17 protein-coding genes and 1 tRNA gene are annotated in these 15,797 nt (G+C 68.1%); 11 read left to right on the top strand and 7 right to left on the bottom strand.

Annotated elements, in window-relative coordinates; all coding sequences use genetic code 11:
- Position 1: 1 nt before the first annotated feature.
- The 5 genes from crcB to NPA30_RS09720 all read left to right on the top strand — a co-directional run bounded on the left by crcB (position 2) and on the right by NPA30_RS09720 (position 4,525).
- Complete coding sequence (gene crcB / locus NPA30_RS09700) at positions 2 to 379, top strand: fluoride efflux transporter CrcB (RefSeq protein ID WP_256802466.1); 378 nt, start codon at positions 2 to 4, stop codon at positions 377 to 379.
- A 34-nt stretch (positions 380 to 413) separates the two neighbouring features.
- Positions 414 to 1,403: an RluA family pseudouridine synthase gene (locus NPA30_RS09705; RefSeq protein ID WP_256802467.1), complete on the top strand. Its 990-nt coding sequence runs from the start codon at positions 414 to 416 to the stop codon at positions 1,401 to 1,403.
- Complete coding sequence (locus NPA30_RS09710) at positions 1,403 to 2,101, top strand: HAD-IA family hydrolase (RefSeq protein WP_256802470.1); 699 nt, start codon at positions 1,403 to 1,405, stop codon at positions 2,099 to 2,101. Before NPA30_RS09705 ends, NPA30_RS09710 begins: the two co-directional genes overlap by 1 nt.
- Before the next feature lie 72 nt (positions 2,102 to 2,173).
- A complete protein-coding gene (locus tag NPA30_RS09715; protein WP_256802471.1) occupies positions 2,174 to 2,920 on the top strand; it encodes an ATP12 family chaperone protein in 747 nt (248 codons plus the stop codon).
- Between the two features lie 78 nt (positions 2,921 to 2,998).
- Entirely contained in the window at positions 2,999 to 4,525 is a 1,527-nt protein-coding gene (locus NPA30_RS09720; RefSeq protein ID WP_256802472.1) for an acyl-CoA carboxylase subunit beta, read from the top strand.
- A gap of 51 nt (positions 4,526 to 4,576) precedes the next feature.
- Here the strand turns inward: NPA30_RS09720 and NPA30_RS09725 are convergent, their stop codons facing one another.
- The 5 genes from NPA30_RS09725 to NPA30_RS09745 form a co-directional block, all read right to left on the bottom strand.
- Positions 4,577 to 6,514 (bottom strand): putative bifunctional diguanylate cyclase/phosphodiesterase, encoded by a 1,938-nt coding sequence (locus tag NPA30_RS09725; RefSeq protein WP_256802473.1) that lies wholly within the window; start codon positions 6,512 to 6,514, stop codon positions 4,577 to 4,579.
- Between the two features lie 14 nt (positions 6,515 to 6,528).
- Complete coding sequence (locus NPA30_RS09730; protein WP_256802474.1) at positions 6,529 to 7,002, bottom strand: oxidoreductase; 474 nt, start codon at positions 7,000 to 7,002, stop codon at positions 6,529 to 6,531.
- A 301-nt stretch (positions 7,003 to 7,303) separates the two neighbouring features.
- Positions 7,304 to 7,444 (bottom strand): hypothetical protein, encoded by a 141-nt coding sequence (locus NPA30_RS09735; RefSeq protein WP_256802475.1) that lies wholly within the window; start codon positions 7,442 to 7,444, stop codon positions 7,304 to 7,306.
- 225 nt (positions 7,445 to 7,669) lie between these two features.
- Complete coding sequence (locus NPA30_RS09740) at positions 7,670 to 8,455, bottom strand: molybdopterin-binding protein (RefSeq protein WP_256802476.1); 786 nt, start codon at positions 8,453 to 8,455, stop codon at positions 7,670 to 7,672.
- Positions 8,455 to 9,306 (bottom strand): cytochrome b/b6 domain-containing protein, encoded by an 852-nt coding sequence (locus NPA30_RS09745; protein WP_256802477.1) that lies wholly within the window; start codon positions 9,304 to 9,306, stop codon positions 8,455 to 8,457. The genes NPA30_RS09740 and NPA30_RS09745 overlap by 1 nt, the downstream gene beginning before the upstream one ends.
- A gap of 173 nt (positions 9,307 to 9,479) precedes the next feature.
- Between NPA30_RS09745 and NPA30_RS09750 the strand changes: the two genes are divergently transcribed.
- Both NPA30_RS09750 and NPA30_RS09755 read left to right on the top strand, forming a co-directional pair.
- Entirely contained in the window at positions 9,480 to 10,538 is a 1,059-nt protein-coding gene (locus NPA30_RS09750) for a type III polyketide synthase (protein ID WP_256802478.1), read from the top strand.
- Positions 10,539 to 10,545: 7 nt separating this feature from the next.
- Positions 10,546 to 11,088, top strand: a complete 543-nt coding sequence (locus tag NPA30_RS09755; protein ID WP_256802479.1) for an isoprenylcysteine carboxyl methyltransferase family protein — start codon at positions 10,546 to 10,548, stop codon at positions 11,086 to 11,088.
- Here NPA30_RS09755 and NPA30_RS09760 read toward each other — a convergent pair.
- Complete coding sequence (locus tag NPA30_RS09760; RefSeq protein ID WP_256802875.1) at positions 11,074 to 11,523, bottom strand: YaiI/YqxD family protein; 450 nt, start codon at positions 11,521 to 11,523, stop codon at positions 11,074 to 11,076. The two genes, NPA30_RS09755 and NPA30_RS09760, sit on opposite strands and share 15 nt — an antisense overlap.
- Before the next feature lie 85 nt (positions 11,524 to 11,608).
- Here NPA30_RS09760 and NPA30_RS09765 point away from each other — a divergent pair, with 85 nt between their 5' ends.
- From NPA30_RS09765 to NPA30_RS09775, 3 genes are all read left to right on the top strand, one after another.
- Complete coding sequence (locus tag NPA30_RS09765; protein WP_256802480.1) at positions 11,609 to 12,286, top strand: HAD family hydrolase; 678 nt, start codon at positions 11,609 to 11,611, stop codon at positions 12,284 to 12,286.
- Positions 12,287 to 12,399: 113 nt separating this feature from the next.
- Complete coding sequence (locus NPA30_RS09770; protein WP_256802481.1) at positions 12,400 to 14,463, top strand: acetyl-CoA carboxylase biotin carboxylase subunit; 2,064 nt, start codon at positions 12,400 to 12,402, stop codon at positions 14,461 to 14,463.
- Positions 14,460 to 14,735 (top strand): acylphosphatase, encoded by a 276-nt coding sequence (locus NPA30_RS09775; protein WP_256802482.1) that lies wholly within the window; start codon positions 14,460 to 14,462, stop codon positions 14,733 to 14,735. Before NPA30_RS09770 ends, NPA30_RS09775 begins: the two co-directional genes overlap by 4 nt.
- On the opposite strand, the gene lipB is transcribed toward NPA30_RS09775, so the two are convergent.
- Complete coding sequence (gene lipB / locus NPA30_RS09780; protein WP_372338791.1) at positions 14,699 to 15,550, bottom strand: lipoyl(octanoyl) transferase LipB; 852 nt, start codon at positions 15,548 to 15,550, stop codon at positions 14,699 to 14,701. The two genes, NPA30_RS09775 and lipB, sit on opposite strands and share 37 nt — an antisense overlap.
- Positions 15,551 to 15,627: 77 nt before the next feature.
- Between lipB and NPA30_RS09785 the strand changes: the two genes are divergently transcribed.
- Positions 15,628 to 15,712: transfer RNA gene (locus NPA30_RS09785), tRNA-Leu, on the top strand.
- The last annotated feature ends 85 nt before the right edge of the window (positions 15,713 to 15,797 follow it).

Raw genomic sequence — 15,797 nt, forward strand, 5'->3', positions numbered from 1 at the left:
CATGAGCAACATTCTTCTCGTCGCCGTCGGCGGCGCCCTCGGCGCGGTGTCGCGTCATCTCGTCGGTCTCGCCACGCTGCGCGCCTTCGGCCCCAGTTTTCCTGCCGGAACGATGGTCGTGAACCTCGTGGGCGCCTTCGTCATGGGCGTCTTCATCGAAGTCCTTGCGCGCCGCTGGGGCGCCTCGACGGAGCTGAAGCTGCTGATCGCGACCGGCTTCCTTGGCGGCTTCACCACCTTCTCGAGCTTCGCGCTGGATGCGGCGGTGCTGTGGGAGCGCGGCGACGGCCTGCTCGCCGCACTCTACGTCATCGGCACCGTGGCGATCGGCATCGCGGCGCTCTTCGCCGGGCTGGGGCTCGCGCGCCACTTCGCCTGATGCTATCTCCCGCCGCAACGGCAAGGCGAGAGCGATGGCAGGCGTCGAACAGGTGAAGGTCGCGGCGGACGAGGGCGGAATGCGCCTCGACCGCTGGTTCAAGGTGCACTATCCCGGGCTCGGCTTCGGCCACCTCCAGAAGCTCTTGCGCTCCGGCCAGATCCGGGTCGATGGCGGGCGGGCGAAGTCCGACACGCGCATCGCGCCAGGCCAACTGGTGCGGGTGCCGCCGCTCGGCACCGATGCCGCGGACGTTCCGGCCGGGCCGCTGACCGCGCGCACCATGCGGGCCCGCGGCGACGGCGACGTGCTCTCCCAGATGCTCCTCTACGAGGACGACAAGGTGCTCGTCTTCAACAAGCCCGCCGGCCTTGCCGTCCAGGGTGGCTCGGGTGTCTCGCGCCATGTCGATGCCATGCTTGAGGCCTGGCGCAACAAGAAGGGCGAGAAGCCGCGCCTCGTCCACCGGCTCGATCGGGACACCTCCGGCATCCTCGTCGTCGCCCGCACGCGCGGCGCCGCCGTCGCGCTGACCAAGGCGTTCCGCGAGCGCGAGACGCAGAAGACCTACTGGGCGCTCGTGAAAGGCGTCCCGTCGCCGCATGATGGGCGGATCTCGACCTATCTCGTCAAGGAGCAGACGCCCGATGGCGACCGCATGCGCGTGGGGAAGCATGGCGACGAGGGCGCCGACCACGCGCTCTCGCACTACCGGGTGATCGACCAGGTCGGCCAGCAGTTCGCCTGGCTCGAGATGGAGCCCTACACGGGCCGAACCCACCAGCTGCGGGTGCACGCCACCCATATCGGCCATCCGATCCTCGGCGACCCCAAATACTTCGAGGCCGACACCAACTTCGAATTTCCAGGCGGCGTGCAGAAGCGCCTGCACCTCCACGCGCGGCGCATCGTGATCCCGCATCCGGATGGGCGCGGCACGATCGACCAGCTGGCGCCGCTGCCGCCACACATGGTCCAGACCTGGAACCTGTTCGGGTTCGAAGAGGCAACGGCGAACGACTGATGCGGCTGATCCTGTTCGATTGCGACGGCACGCTCGCCGACACCTGCGGGCTGATCTGCGAGACGATGCGGCGCACCTTCGTCACGAAGGGGCTGGCCGCACCGGCCGACGCGGCGACCCGCGCGATCATCGGCCTGTCTCTCGACGAGGCGATGCGCCGGCTGCATCCGCCGGCGACGCCCGAACTCATCCTCGCCCTCGCCGAGCAGTACCGGACGCATTTCCGTGCGGCCCGCGCCGATCCGAGCTTCGCCGAGACCCTGTTCCCCGGCATTCCCGAGCTTCTCGCCGAGCTGCGCGTTCGCGAGGACGTGCTCCTCGGCATCGTCACCGGCAAGTCGCGGCGGGGCGTCGCCTCGATCGTCGAGACGCACGCCCTCGACGGCCACTTCGTCACGGTCCGCACGGCCGACGACTGTCCGTCCAAGCCGCATCCGGCCATGGTGCTCGAATGCTGCGCCGAGTGCGGCGTCGATCCGGACCAAGCGGTGGTGGTCGGCGACGCGATCTACGATATGCAGATGGCGCGTGCGGCCGGTGCCGAGGCGATCGGGGTCGGCTGGGGTACCACGCCGGCCGAAGCGCTGCAGGCTGCAGGCGCCGGAGCCGTGGCGGCCGACACAGTCGAGCTCGCGCGGCTGCTGGAGATCTGGATGGGCGTGCCGGGCGAGCCGCAGGCGCGTCCGGTCGAGGGATAGGTTCCCCCGGACGATACCCGTCCGAACGGCTGCGCCTCGATCGCAGCACGAGTCAGAACGAGGGCCACTGCCATGCCGTCTTCCAATCCCCTGTCCGCCGTCGAACTGCCGAAGCGCTTCTACACGAGCGTTCGACTGGTCGAAACCGAGGGCGGACTGAGCGTCGAGCTCGACGGGCGGACGGTGAAGACGCCGGCCCGCAACGGGTTGAGCGTCCCGCATCGCGGGCTTGCCGAGGTGATCCTCGCCGAGTGGGACGGGCAGGGCGAGCGGATCGATCCCGCAACGATGCCGGCGACCCGCTTTGCCAACACCGTCATCGACGGCGTGGCGCCGAACCCGGGGCCGGTCCGCGCGGAAATCGCGAGCTATGCCGACACCGACCTGTTGCTCTACCGGGCGGATGGACCGGACGGACTTGTCGCGCGCCAGCGGGCGGTCTGGGATCCCATCCTGGCGTGGATCGAGGCTCGGCTGGCGGCGCTCTTCGTACCGGTGGTCGGCGTCATGCATCGGCCGCAGCCACCGGAGGCGCTGGAGCGGGTCGCTGCTCATCTCGAGGGGGTCGGCGATCCGTACAGTCTCGCGGCCCTGCATCAGATCACGACGCTGACGGGTTCAGGGCTCCTGGCGATGGCGGTCGGGGCCGGCGGACTGGAGCCGGATGCCGCCTGGGCGGCCGCCCATCTCGACGAGGACTGGAACATCGAGCAATGGGGCGAAGACGACGAGGCTTCGGCGCGACGTGCTCTGCGTCGGCGGGACTTCGATGCCGCGGCCGCGGTGCTGCGGGAGGCGCCGGCGATCCCTGGCGCGTGAGGCCTGCGTCCCGCCGCTCTTGACCGCCAAGCGCCGCTCCCGGCAGGGTCTTTGCTCAAAGGGAGCGGGAGGCGGCGCGTGCAGGATCTGTTGGCCGAGCTGGAGGCGCGGCGCGAGCGGGCGAGGGCGGGCGGCGGCGAGGCGCGGATCGCCGCGCAGCACCGCAAGGGCAAGCTCACGGCGCGCGAACGCCTTTCGGTGCTCCTGGACGAAGGCTCGTTCGAGGAGTTCGACATGTTCGTCGAGCACCGCGGCACCGATTTCGGCATGGCCGAGCAGCGCATTCCGGGCGATGGCGTGGTCACCGGCTGGGGCACGATCAACGGCCGGACGGTCTTCGTATTCGCCAAGGACTTCACCGTGTTCGGCGGCTCGCTGTCGGAAGCCCATGCCGAGAAGGTGCAGAAGGTCCAGGACCTCGCGCTGCGCAATCGCGCCCCGATCATCGGTCTCTACGATGCCGGAGGCGCCCGGATCCAGGAGGGTGTCGCATCGCTCGGCGGCTATGCCGAGATCTTCCAGCGCAACATCCTCGCCTCCGGCGTGATCCCGCAGATCTCCGTCATCATGGGTCCCTGTGCCGGCGGCGACGTCTACGCGCCGGCGATGACCGACTTCATCTTCATGGTGCGCGATACGTCCTACATGTTCGTCACCGGCCCCGACGTGGTGAAGACGGTCACCAACGAGACGGTGACGGCCGAGGAACTCGGCGGCGCCGGCATCCACACGACCCGCTCCTCGATTGCCGACGGCGCGTTCGAGAACGACGTCGAGGCGCTTCTGCAGATCCGGCGGCTCGTGGATTATTTGCCGGCGTCGAACACCTCGCCCGTGCCGACGCTCGCGTGCGGTCGGCCGGTGGACGAGGCCGATGCCTCGCTCGACACGCTGGTCCCCGACAGCGCCAGCCAGCCTTATGACATCAAGGAGCTGATCCTGAAGACGGTCGACGACGGCGACTTCTTCGAGATCCAGGCGGCCTTCGCACGCAACATCGTCACCGGGTTCGGGCGGATCGAGGGCCGCACGGTCGGCATCGTCGCCAACCAGCCGCTGGTGCTCGCCGGCGTCCTCGATTCAGATGCAAGCCGCAAGGCGGCCCGCTTCGTGCGCTTCTGCGACTGCTTCTCGATCCCGCTCGTCACCTTCGTCGACGTCCCGGGCTTCCTGCCGGGCACCGCGCAGGAGTACGGCGGTCTCATCAAGCACGGCGCCAAGCTGCTCTTCGCCTATGGCGAGGCCACGGTGCCGAAGGTCACGGTGATCACCCGCAAGGCCTTCGGCGGCGCCTACGACGTGATGGCCTCCAAGCACCTGCGCGGCGACGTCAACTATGCCTGGCCGACGGCGCAGATCGCCGTGATGGGTGCGAAAGGCGCGGTCGAGATCATCTATCGCGGGCGCGACGCCGAGACCATCGCGTCGCGGACGGCCGAATACGAGGCCCGCTTCCTGTCGCCTTTCGTCGCCGCCGAGCGCGGCTATGTCGACGAGGTGATCATGCCGCACTCGACGCGGCGGCGGGTGTCGCGCGCGCTCGCGATGCTGCGCGGCAAGGACCTCCAGAACCCCTGGAAGAAGCACGACAACATCCCCTTGTGAGGGAGAAGCCTCGCGACGAGGCCGCAGCCAGCCCGTTTGGCTGTGGGGGTATCAGGCGCGGAGGGTATCGACGGTCGTCGCGTCGCCATGCAGACGGCTGGCTTGCAGTTGCTCGAGCGAGAGGCGCGTCGCGCACTGCACCTCGTCCATCGGCTTGTCGAAGAAGTAGCCTTGGCCGACCTCGCATCCCGCCGAGCGGGTCAGTGCCAACTGCTCGGCCGTCTCGATGCCCTCGGCGATCACCTGGAGCCCGAGCTTGCCGGCAAGCTCGCAGATCGAGCGGATGATCAGCTCGTTGTTGTTCTGCGCGGTCGAACCCCGCACGAAGGACTGGTCGATCTTGATCGAATCGAAGGGGAAGCGCGTCAGGTAGCTGAGGGACGCGAAGCCCGTGCCGAAATCGTCGAGTGCGGTCTTGATCCCGATCTTGCGCAGGACGTTCAGGGTCGTCACGACGCTCTGGTCGTTTTGGATGAGCGTCGTCTCGGTGATCTCGAGCGTCAGCCGATCCGGCCGGATGCCGTGGCGCGAGAGCGCGTCCTCGACGATCCCGACGAGCTCGGAGTCCATGAACTGCTGCGGCGACAGGTTCACGCCGATGGAGATCGTCTCGGGCCATTGCGCCGCCACGGCGCAGGCCTTGAACAGCGCCCAGCGTCCGATCGGCAGGATCAGCCCGCTCTCCTCCGCGATGGGTATGAATTCGGCCGGCGAGATGAAGCCGCGCTGCGGATGCTTCCAGCGGAGCAGCGCTTCGAAGCCGCGGGTCGAGCCATCGGCGAGGTTCACCACCGGCTGGAAGTTCAGCAGCAGCTCGTCGTTGGCGAGCGCGTTGCGCAGGTCCTGTGACAGAGTCTGGCGGCTGAGATAGGCCTGCTTCATCGCCGGCTCGTAGAGACGGATGTCGCCGCGCTGCGCACCCTTGACCGCATAGAGCGCGAGATCGGCGTTCTTCATCAGGTCTTCCGGCTGCCGGTCCTCGGGGCCGGGCACGGCGACGCCGACGCTCGCCGAGACGGCGACCATCGTGCCGCCGGTGTCGAAGGGCTGCGCGAAGGCCGTCTGGATCGTCGACGCGATGCCAAGCGCGACGCTCCGTGCGTCCGGCTTGTGGAAGATGATCGCGAACTCGTCGCCGCTCAGCCGGGCGAAGATCCGACCGTCGTGGAGAAGCGGCTTGAGCCGCTCGGCCACGGAGACCAGCAGGCGGTCGCCCGCGGCATGCCCCAGCGTATCGTTGACGTGCTTGAACATGTCGAGATCGAACATCAGCACGGCGAGGTCGCCTGGCAGGCTCGCTTTGGAAAAAGCGTCCGCCAGCGCCCGGTTGAAGGCGAGGCGGTTCGGCAGGCCGGTGAGACTGTCGACGGAGGCCGCCCGGTTCGCCTTGCGGCGTTCGCGCCGCAACAGGCTGATCAGGAGGACGCCGCACGCCAGAAGGCCGAGGATTTCTCCGAGCAGCAGCCAGAAGGTGCAGGTGAGGCGCCGCTCGTTGGTGGCGATCCGGTTCGCCGCATTCGCCGTCGTCAGCGCGCTGAGCTGCGAGGCCTGGCGGTTGAGGGGATCGAAGATATCGATGAGCGCGGCCGCGTCCTGCGGGGTCTGCAACGCCTCGATCTTCGGCTTGGCCTGTTCGACGGCGACCTTCATCCGGTCGAGAAGCTCCGAGGCCTCGGCATTGTCGCCGCGCAGCGCGCGCGATTCCTGCGTGCGCAGGATCTTCATGCGGTTCTGCACGATGGCGAAGCGCAACGCGATGTCGTCGCGCGTGACATCTGAATCGGGAAGGAAGAAGCGGGCGACCGTCGCCTGAAGTCGAGCGAGTTCCGGCGCCGTGGTCATGACCTCGTAGACGACGTTGTTCTGTGCTGCGCGCGAGATGCCGTTCATGTACTGCACGCTGGCGAACAGCATCTGCACCGCCGCAAAGCCGAGGCCGGCCGTGACGACGAGGAGGGGGACCTCCCAGCGATTGTTCAGCTTGGGCATGCTCGCGCGCGCCGCTACAGCACGTCGAGCCGGGCGACCTGCCAGGCGCAGCGCATGTACACGGCCTGCTTGCGCAGTTCGGGGCGGTCGTCGAAGGGATAGACGATGAAGAGCGGACCCTTGTCGCTGATCGGCATCGGCACGCCGTTGCGTCGATCGGCAAGGATTGCCCCCTCGACGTCGAGGCCGGCCAGAGGCATGTCGACGACGTAGTCGTTAAGCGCAGTCGCCCTGAGCGTGGTCCCGTCTGCTCCTACGGCGGCCATCAACGTGGCGAGCGGCACGCCCTCCCAGCGGTTCGGCTTGTCCGTCCACGGCGTCGAGGTCGTGAAGCTGGTGTTCCCGAGCGCGTCGAGCATCGCCAGGTCGAAGATCGCCTCGGCGCCGTCGTTGGTGTTCCGTATCCGGCCGCCGACCGTCAATATCGTCTTGCCGGACGGACGTGCGAGGTCCGCCGCAGCTCGTCCAGCGACAAGGCAAGTTGCCATCGCGGCTCCGAGCACCAATGCACGCCGTCTGGTGAGGGCCACCGACATCCAGCTGCTCTCCGATCAACAGCAGAGAACTAGCCGGAACATGCTAATATTTCGTATGCAAAAAGAACATTCAGTGACTAGATTGCGAAGCGCTTAGAGGCTTACTGAGCGGACGCGGGTCGCAGGTAGCTTCGGCTGCGGGATTAGACCGGGGTGCTCCTTACGACGTATCGGCCGACAGGAGTGTCCTATGGCAGCCTCTGGATAGAAGCCGAGAACGCCGAAATGGCTAAGGCAGGCTGAGCACCGCCGATCAACGTCGGAATGCGTGCCCACGCTCGCGACGGGCAGCCTGCAGCAGCTGCTCGATGCTCTCGACGCCCGCCTGCTCCAAGGCTTCGTTGGCGGTGATGAGATGCTGCTGATACGCAGACGCGACTTCGGATGCTGACATGACAGTCTCCTCTTTCCGACGTGCTCGCGCAAAACGCGGCCGACGCCGCTTGGTTGCGGGAGCATTAAGGATAATTTCAGTGAGAGGCTCGGGACAGGCCGGCAGCCCGGAGGACGCGGCGGTTTTGAGCTTCGACCCGCGCGTTCTACATCATCCTTTCGCTCATGCGAAAGGCAAAATGCCTCGCCTGTCGCACAAACGTTAATCAGATATGGCCGGGCTTCGTCAGATCCCGGCGAACCATTCGTAGCCGCGGTCTTCCCAGTAGCCGCCCATGCCGTCGCCGAAGCCGGAGAGGCGATCGGTGAGCTCGATCGCCCTGAGATATTTGGCCATCTTGTAGCCGAGCTGGCGCTCGACCCGCAGGCGCAGCGGTGCTCCGTTGGATACGGGCAGGGTGGTGCCGTTGAGCGCGTAAGCGAGGATCGTCTGGGGATGGCGCGCGTCGCGAAGATCGATCGACTCGTAGTAGCGCACCGGGCCGGTGAACCCGTTCTCCATGGTGTCGAAGCAGTGGAAGACGACGTAGCGTGCGGCGGGCTTCACGCCGGCTTCGTCCAGCACGCGAGCAAGGGGCACACCCGTCCAGGAGGCGATGCAGCTCCAGCCTTCGACGCAGTCGTGCCGCGTGATCTGGCTGCGGCTCGGCATGTTGGTGATCTCGTCGAGCGACAGCGACAACTCCCGCTCGACGAGGCCGGTGACGGAGAGGCGCCAGTCGGTGAAGCCGGCCGCGGCCAGCCGCTGGTACTCCGGATCGCGCGGGCCGGTGGTGCCGTTCGGGCGCATCGCTTGGCGCACCTCGCTCGCGGCATATTCAGGGGCGAGGGCATCGGCGCCGAGAAGAAGCCGTTGCGCCTCGTAGGTGAGACGCTCGGCCGAGGTCAGAACGCCACGAACCGGTTTCCCCCGATCCGCCAGATCGTCGAAGCAGCCGGACAGTGCGGCGCCGGATGCGGCGAGCGCGGCCCCGGTGAGAAAGCGCCGGCGGGGGATTCGAAGTTCGGCCATTACGATGCCTCCGGGTCGGTTCGGTACCAGCCGGTGACGATCGAGCGCAGCTCGTTCAGGGGGCCGGCGAGAAGCACCATCACGAGATGGACGATGAAGAAGAGGACGAGCAGCAGCATTCCGGCGAAGTGGATCGTTCGCGCGCTTTGCCGGCCGCCGAACAGCTCGAGCAGCCACGGCGCGAATGCGTTGATGCCGGGCGACATCGTCAGGCCCGTGGCGATCATCAGCGGCAGCAGGAGGAAGAGAACGGCCGCGTAGCTGAGCTTCTGCAGGATGTTGTATCGCCCGTCATGGGCGAACCGCAGTTTCAGGTGCCGGACGATGTCGGCGCCGATCCCGCCGAGTTCGCGCCGCGTCGGAACGAGATCGCGGCGGGCGTGACCGTTGATCAGGCTTGCGACGAACCAGAACAGGAGAGTCGCAACCAGCATCCACGCGAAGAAGAAGTGCACGACACGCCCCGTCGCAAGATCGCGATACCCCGGGATGGTCATCCAGCTCGGGAAGGCGCGGGGCTGCAGCTGCCCGTCCTCTGCAATGGCGCCGAGCCAACCGGTGGTGTCGAAGCGATGTCCGAGCAGATCGACATAGCCGACGATGCGTGGCCCCTGACGTTCGGCGTCGATGCTGAGGACGGCGTTGTCGAATCCGAAGCCGGACTGCTGCCCGATGTAAAGGTTCGGTCGCGCCATGAAGATCTGCAGGCCCGACAGGAGCAGGAAGAACAACGCGGCTGCCCAGAGCCAATGCGCCAGGCGGGTCGTCAGCGCCTGACGGTAAACGAGCCGGCCGGTCGGTCGCAGGTCCTGCCCGTCGTCTTGCGGCTCGCCCTCTCGCAGTGTCGTCATGCCCTGTGTCTCTTCGTCGCTCATCCGTGTGCCGGCACGCTGCGGCCGCCGGCCCGGCGGGGTCAATACCAGCCGGATCAAGCCTTCGCGCGCGCCCTGACGTTTTCGTGTGGAGCGGGTCGTGACCGGCAACGGTAATGACTTCGGATCCGCCATGTCCCAGTTGTGTAGCGATGACCGCCGATCCCTCCGCCCGCCCCCGCATCGCCTCCGTGGCGACAGCCCTGCCGCCGCATCGGCTGCCTCAGTCCGAGGTCGTCGCCCATGCAGCCGAAACCTTCGGTGGACGCTTCCGTGACTTCGAGCGATTGCGCCCGGTTTTCGAGAATACCGGCATCGAGATGCGCTACTCGGTGCGGCCCTTCGAATGGTTCCACCAGCCCCAGGACTGGCAGACCCGCACGCAGGCCTATCTGGACGGGGCCACCGCGCTCTTCATGGATGCGGCGCGGCAGGCGCTCGCGGCCGCCGATCTTCCTGCCGAGGCGATCGACACGGTGGTGACGATCTCCTCCACCGGCGTCGCGACGCCGTCGCTCGAGGCACGTGCTCACGCCGCACTCGGCTTGCGGGCCGATGTCCGCCGGGTGCCGGTCTTCGGCCTGGGGTGTGCCGGCGGCGTCAGCGGGGTGTCGCTGGCGGCACGGCTCGCTGCGGCCGACCCCGGCAGCCGGGTGCTGGTCGTCGCGGTCGAGATCTGCACGCTCGCCTTCCGGTCGGATGAGATGACCAAGAGCAACATCGTGGCGACCGCGCTGTTCGGCGACGGCGCCGCGGCCGCGGTGCTCGTCGCGGACGGGCGCCCGGGGCCGCGTGTGGTGGCGAGCGGCGAGCATCTGTGGCCGGACACACTGGGCGTCATGGGTTGGCAGATCGATCCGCTCGGATTCGGCGCGATCTTCTCGGCCTCCATTCCCGATCTCGTGACCGAGCGCATGCGGCCGGCCGTCGCCGGGTTTCTCGCCAGCCGGGACGAGGCGGTCGCCGATCTCGGCGGCTTTGCCTTCCATCCCGGCGGCACAAAGGTCGTGGCAGCCCTCGAGGGCGCCTTCGAGCTTCCGGCGGGGGCCCTCGACATCGAGCGGGACACGCTGCGCCAGGTCGGCAACATGTCGGCGCCGACGGCACTGTTCGTGCTGAAGCGCAAGCTCGAAGCCGGGCTCGGCGGCCGCGCTCTGCTGGCCGCGCTTGGGCCGGGCTTTACCGCCAGTCTCGTGCGCCTCGATGCTTGAACTCGGCATGGCCACTGCGCCGGCTTGGGGGACTGGCGCCATCCTCGGCTACGTCACGCTGCAGCGCCTCGTCGAGCTGGCGATCGCCAGGCGCAACACCCGCCGGCTTCTAGCGGAGGGCGGCTTCGAGGTCGGTCGCCGGCACTATCCGGCCATCGTCCTCCTGCACGGCCTCTGGCTCGCGACGATCTGGCTGACGGCCTTCGGCCAGCCGCTCCATCTGCTGCCTCTGGCGCTCTTCGCGCTCGTGCAGGCGCTGCGCTTCTGGACGCTTGCCGCCATCGGGCGGCGCTGGACGACGCGCATCATCGTCGTCCCGGGCGAGCATCTGGTCGCACGCGGACCGTACCGCTTTCTCTCGCATCCGAACTACGTGGTCGTGGCTTGCGAGATCGCGCTGCTGCCAGCCGTCTTCGGGCTCTGGGCCACGTGCGTGATCTTCACGGTGCTCAACGCCGCGGTGCTGGCGATCCGCATAAGCGCTGAAAATCAGGGGCTGCGCGAACACGCGGCGCCGCGGGAGCGAATGCAGCGTTCAGCCATCGGCTAGGCGGCGCAGCAGAAGATCCAGCGCCTGGCGGAACCGCGACCGGTCTGCAGCGGTGAAAGCGGCATTGTATCCCTTGCTTTCACCGGTTTCTCTGAGGTGCTGCTTGAAGGCGCGCATCGAGAGGGCGGTGCCGATCGTCTCCGGGGTGAACGGCCGGCCGGTCGGTCCGAGCACGGTCGCGCCTCGTTCGAGCGCGCGTGCGGCGAGCGGGATGTCGGCGGTGATGACCACATCCCGCGGCCCGGCTTCTTCGATGATCCGGTCGTCCGCCGCGTCGGCTCCCTCCGCAACGACGACAATGCGCGCGCCCGGATAGCGCGAGGGTCGGATGCCGCCGTTCGAGACGAGAACGAGCTCGGCGCCGTAACGGTCGGCGATCTCGAGCGCCTCGTCCTTCACCGGGCAGGCGTCGGCATCGACGAAGATGCGGGGCAGTGGCTCGTCTCCTTTTTCATCCGTCGGTTGCCGAGCGGGCGGGGCGCGGCATCTCTCCGTGTGACTTCATTCGAGGATTGCCGCCATGCTGTCCAGCCGCACCGCCTTTCTGTTCGATCTCGACGGGACGCTCGTCGACAGCGTCTACCAGCACGTCATGGCCTGGCACCAGGCGCTGAATGCCGAGGGAATCGATCTTCCGGTCTGGAAGATCCATCGCAAGATCGGCATGAGCGGCGGGCTGTTTGCCAACAAGCTGCTGCGCGAGACCGGCCTTGCGATCACCGAGGAGCGCCTCGACGCGTTGCGCCAGGGGCACGCCATGGCCTTCCGGCGCCTGGATGCGGAGATACGGCCTCTGCCCGGTGCCGTGGAGCTCCTCGCGGCGCTGACCGAGCATGAGGTGCCCTGGGCGATCGCGACGAGCGGCCGCATGGAGACCGCGGAGCCATCGATCCGCCGGCTCGGCGTCGATCCGCAGAAGGTGCCGGTGATCACGCGCGACCAGGTGCGCTATGCCAAGCCTGATCCCGACCTCTTCATCACCGCCGCCGACGAATTGCATCATGCGATCCAGGACTGCTTCGTGGTCGGCGACAGCATCTGGGACATCCTCGCCGCAGGCCGCGCCCGTGCGCTCGGCATCGGGCTTCTGACCGGCGGCTACGGCGCGCACGAGCTGGAGACCAGCGGGGCGTATCGCGTCTTCGAGAGCCCGGCGGAGCTTCTGGACAATCTCGACGAGCTCGGCGTGCGATCCTGAGGGCGCCTGGCGCCGTTCAGGCGTGACTTGCAGGGCCGAGCCCGACGCGCGACAACTGGCCGGGAGGGGCAGGGACGCGAGCGGGGTCTGCCTGCGGGGGAGCGTTGCGTCGCATGTTCGAGACCATCCTGATCGCCAACCGCGGCGAGATCGCGTGCCGCGTCATCAAGACGGCGCGCCGCATGGGCATTCGGACGGTCGCAGTCTATTCCGACGCCGACCGGCGCGCGCTGCACGTTGCGATGGCGGACGAGGCCGTGCGGATCGGTCCGGCGCCGGCCGCGCAGAGCTACCTCGACATCGACGCCATTCTGTCTGCGTGCCGGCAGACCGGAGCGCAGGCCGTGCATCCCGGCTATGGCTTCCTCTCGGAGCGGGCCGCCTTCTGCGAGGCGCTGGAAGCGGGTGGCATCGCGTTCATCGGCCCGGGCGCGAAGGCGATCCGCGCCATGGGCGACAAGATCGAGTCGAAGCGCTGCGCCGAGGCGGCTGGCGTCAGCGTCGTGCCCGGACATCTCGGCGTCATCGAGAGCTCCGGGGAGGCGATCGCTATCGCCGAGTCGATCGGCTTTCCGGTGATGATCAAGGCCTCGGCCGGCGGCGGCGGCAAGGGGATGCGCGTCGCCCGTACGGCGCAGGAGTGCCGCGAGGGGTTCGAACGGGCCCGCTCGGAGGCGCGTTCTGCGTTCGGTGACGATCGCGTCTTCATCGAGAAGTTCGTCGAGGAGCCGCGCCATATCGAGATCCAGGTGCTCGCCGACGCGCATGGCAACGTGATCCATCTCGGCGAGCGCGAATGCTCGATCCAGCGCCGGAACCAGAAGGTCGTCGAGGAGGCGCCGTCGCCGTTTCTCGACACCGAGACACGGGCTGCGATGGGGGCGCAGGCCGTCGCACTGGCGCGCGCAGTGAACTATCGCAGCGCGGGGACGGTGGAGTTCATCGTCGACCGCGACAGGAACTTCTACTTTCTCGAGATGAACACGCGGCTGCAGGTTGAGCATCCGGTCACCGAACTCGTTACGGGCACCGATCTCGTGGAGGAGATGATCCGCATCGCCGCGGGCGAGCCGCTGCGCCTTTCGCAGGCGGACGTCCATCTGACCGGCTGGGCGGTCGAGAGCCGTATCTATGCCGAAGACCCGTTCCGCGGCTTCCTGCCCTCGATCGGGCGGCTGACACGGTATCGGCCGCCGCAGGAGGGCACCCGCGAAGGCGTCACGCTGCGCAACGACACCGGCGTCGTCGAGGGTTCGGAGATCTCGCTCCACTACGATCCGATGATCGCCAAACTGTGCACGCATGCGCCGACACGTCCCGGCGCCGTCGATGCGATGCGAGATGCACTCGACCGCTTCGAGATCGAAGGCATCGAGCACAACGTCCCGTTCCTGGCCGCCCTGATGCGCCACCCGCGGTGGCGCGAGGGGCGCCTGTCCACCGGCTTCATCGACGAGGAGTATCCGGATGGCTTCCGGCGCGACGAGCCCCAACCCTCGACGTTGCGCGACACGGCCTTCGTTGCGCTGACGCTCGAGCTTTGCCGCAAGCAGCGTCTCGACCGGCACCAGGACCGGCTGCGACCGCATTCTGGGCGGCTTGCCGAACGCTGGGAGGCGAAGGTGGACGGTCACTACCTGCCGCTGCGGGTCGATGCGTTCGAGAACTCGCCCGACGGACTGCGTGCGGTCGTCGCCGGCGAGGACGGCCGAGCGCGCCGGATCGAGAGCCGCTGGTCGCCCGGCAATTCGCCGTGGACCGGCCTGATCGACGAGCGTCCGGTCACCGCCCAGATCCGCGGGCGCGCGAACGGCTGGACCCTCTTCGTCGATGGCGTCTGGCTGGAGGCGCAAGTCCTGTCGCCGGCGATCGCCGCGCTCGACCGGAAGATGCCGGTGAAGACGCCGCCTGACACCTCGCAGTTGCTGCTGTGCCCGATGCCCGGCGTGGTGATCTCGATCCTCGCGGTCGAGGGCCAGGCGGTGAAGGCGGGTGAGACGCTGGCGGTGGTCGAGGCGATGAAGATGGAGAATGTGCTGCGCGCCGAACGCGACGCGATCGTGGCCGAAGTCGTGGCCGCGCCCGGTGACAATCTGGCGGTCGATTCGGTGATCCTGCGCTTCGCGGATCCGTCGTCGCAGCCGGCCGCGCACACGCCGCGCGGGGCGACCTCGTGAAGACGGTGAGGGTGGTGGTCGGCGGCCGTGTCCAGGGCGTCGGCTATCGCGCCTGGTGCCGCGGCGTCGCACGGGAGATCGGCCTCGCCGGCCGGGTGCGCAACCGGCGCGACGGCACCGTCGAGGCAGTCCTTGCAGGCGACGAGGCCATGATCGATACGATGCTGGCACGGCTGCGGCAGGGGCCGCCCGGATCGCGGGTCGATTCGGTCGACGTCGCGCCCGCCGACGACGATCAGACGAGCGGCTTCGAGATCCGTTCGACCGCGTGAACGGGCGCGGCAGCGCGCGGGGCCTGGGTCGGCCCGAACACGCTCTCGAAGGTCCGCCGCAGCACGGCGTCCACCTCCGGCATCGACACGGGGACGCCGAGATCGACGAGGCTCGTCACGCCGTGCTCCCGCACCCCGCACGGGACGATTCCCGAGAAGTGCTCCAGGTTGGGATCGACGTTGAGGCTGATGCCGTGAAAGGTCACCCAGCGGCGCACCCGAATGCCGATCGCCGCGATCTTGTCCTCCGCCGTTCCGCCCGCCGGACCGGGTGCGCGCTCCGGCCGGCGCACCCAGACGCCGACCCGGTCCTCCCGCCGTTCACCCCTGATCTGGAACTCCGCGAGCGTCGCGATCAGCCAGGCCTCCAGCGCGGCCACGAAGGCGCGCACGTCCGGCCGACGCCGCTTCAGGTCGAGGAGCACGTAGGCCACCCGCTGGCCTGGGCCGTGATAGGTGTATTCGCCGCCGCGGCCCGTGGCGAAGACGGGAAACCGGTCGGGCGACACGAGATCGGTCGCCCGTGCGCTGGTGCCGGCGGTGTAGAGGGGCGGATGCTCGACGAGAAGGACCGCCTCCGGCGAACGCCCGTCGGCAATCGCCGCCACCCGCTCTTCCATCAGCCGAACGGCCTCGGGATAGTCGAGGAGCCCGTCCACGATGATCCACTCGACCGGGGCGTCCGCGCTGTCCGGCGGGAAGCGAGGTGCCGAGGTGGCGAGGCGGGGGGACGGCGCGGACATGACGCTCATGTAGCTGCCGGCGCCTTCCGTTTGAAGACGCCGGCACATCGCGGGCGGATTTCCGGTCGGCAGACCGGGAAAGTGCTTGTGTCGCCGAAGGGCTTTTGTTACATGCCCGCAGCCGACCGGGAGACCGGTCCCAGCGACGTGCGGTCGTGGCGGAATTGGTAGACGCGCAGCGTTGAGGTCGCTGTGGGGCAACCCGTGGAAGTTCGAGTCTTCTCGACCGCACCATCCCCTTTTTATGCTGCTTTAGCTGTGGTTTTTGGCCTCAGCCCCGCATCTGCCTGCAAGGTGCGGGGATAGATGTTCAGGACGC

Origin of the sequence: Mangrovibrevibacter kandeliae, from assembly GCF_024519155.1 — a bacterium.
GTDB lineage: Bacteria > Pseudomonadota > Alphaproteobacteria > Rhizobiales > Rhizobiaceae > Mangrovibrevibacter > Mangrovibrevibacter kandeliae.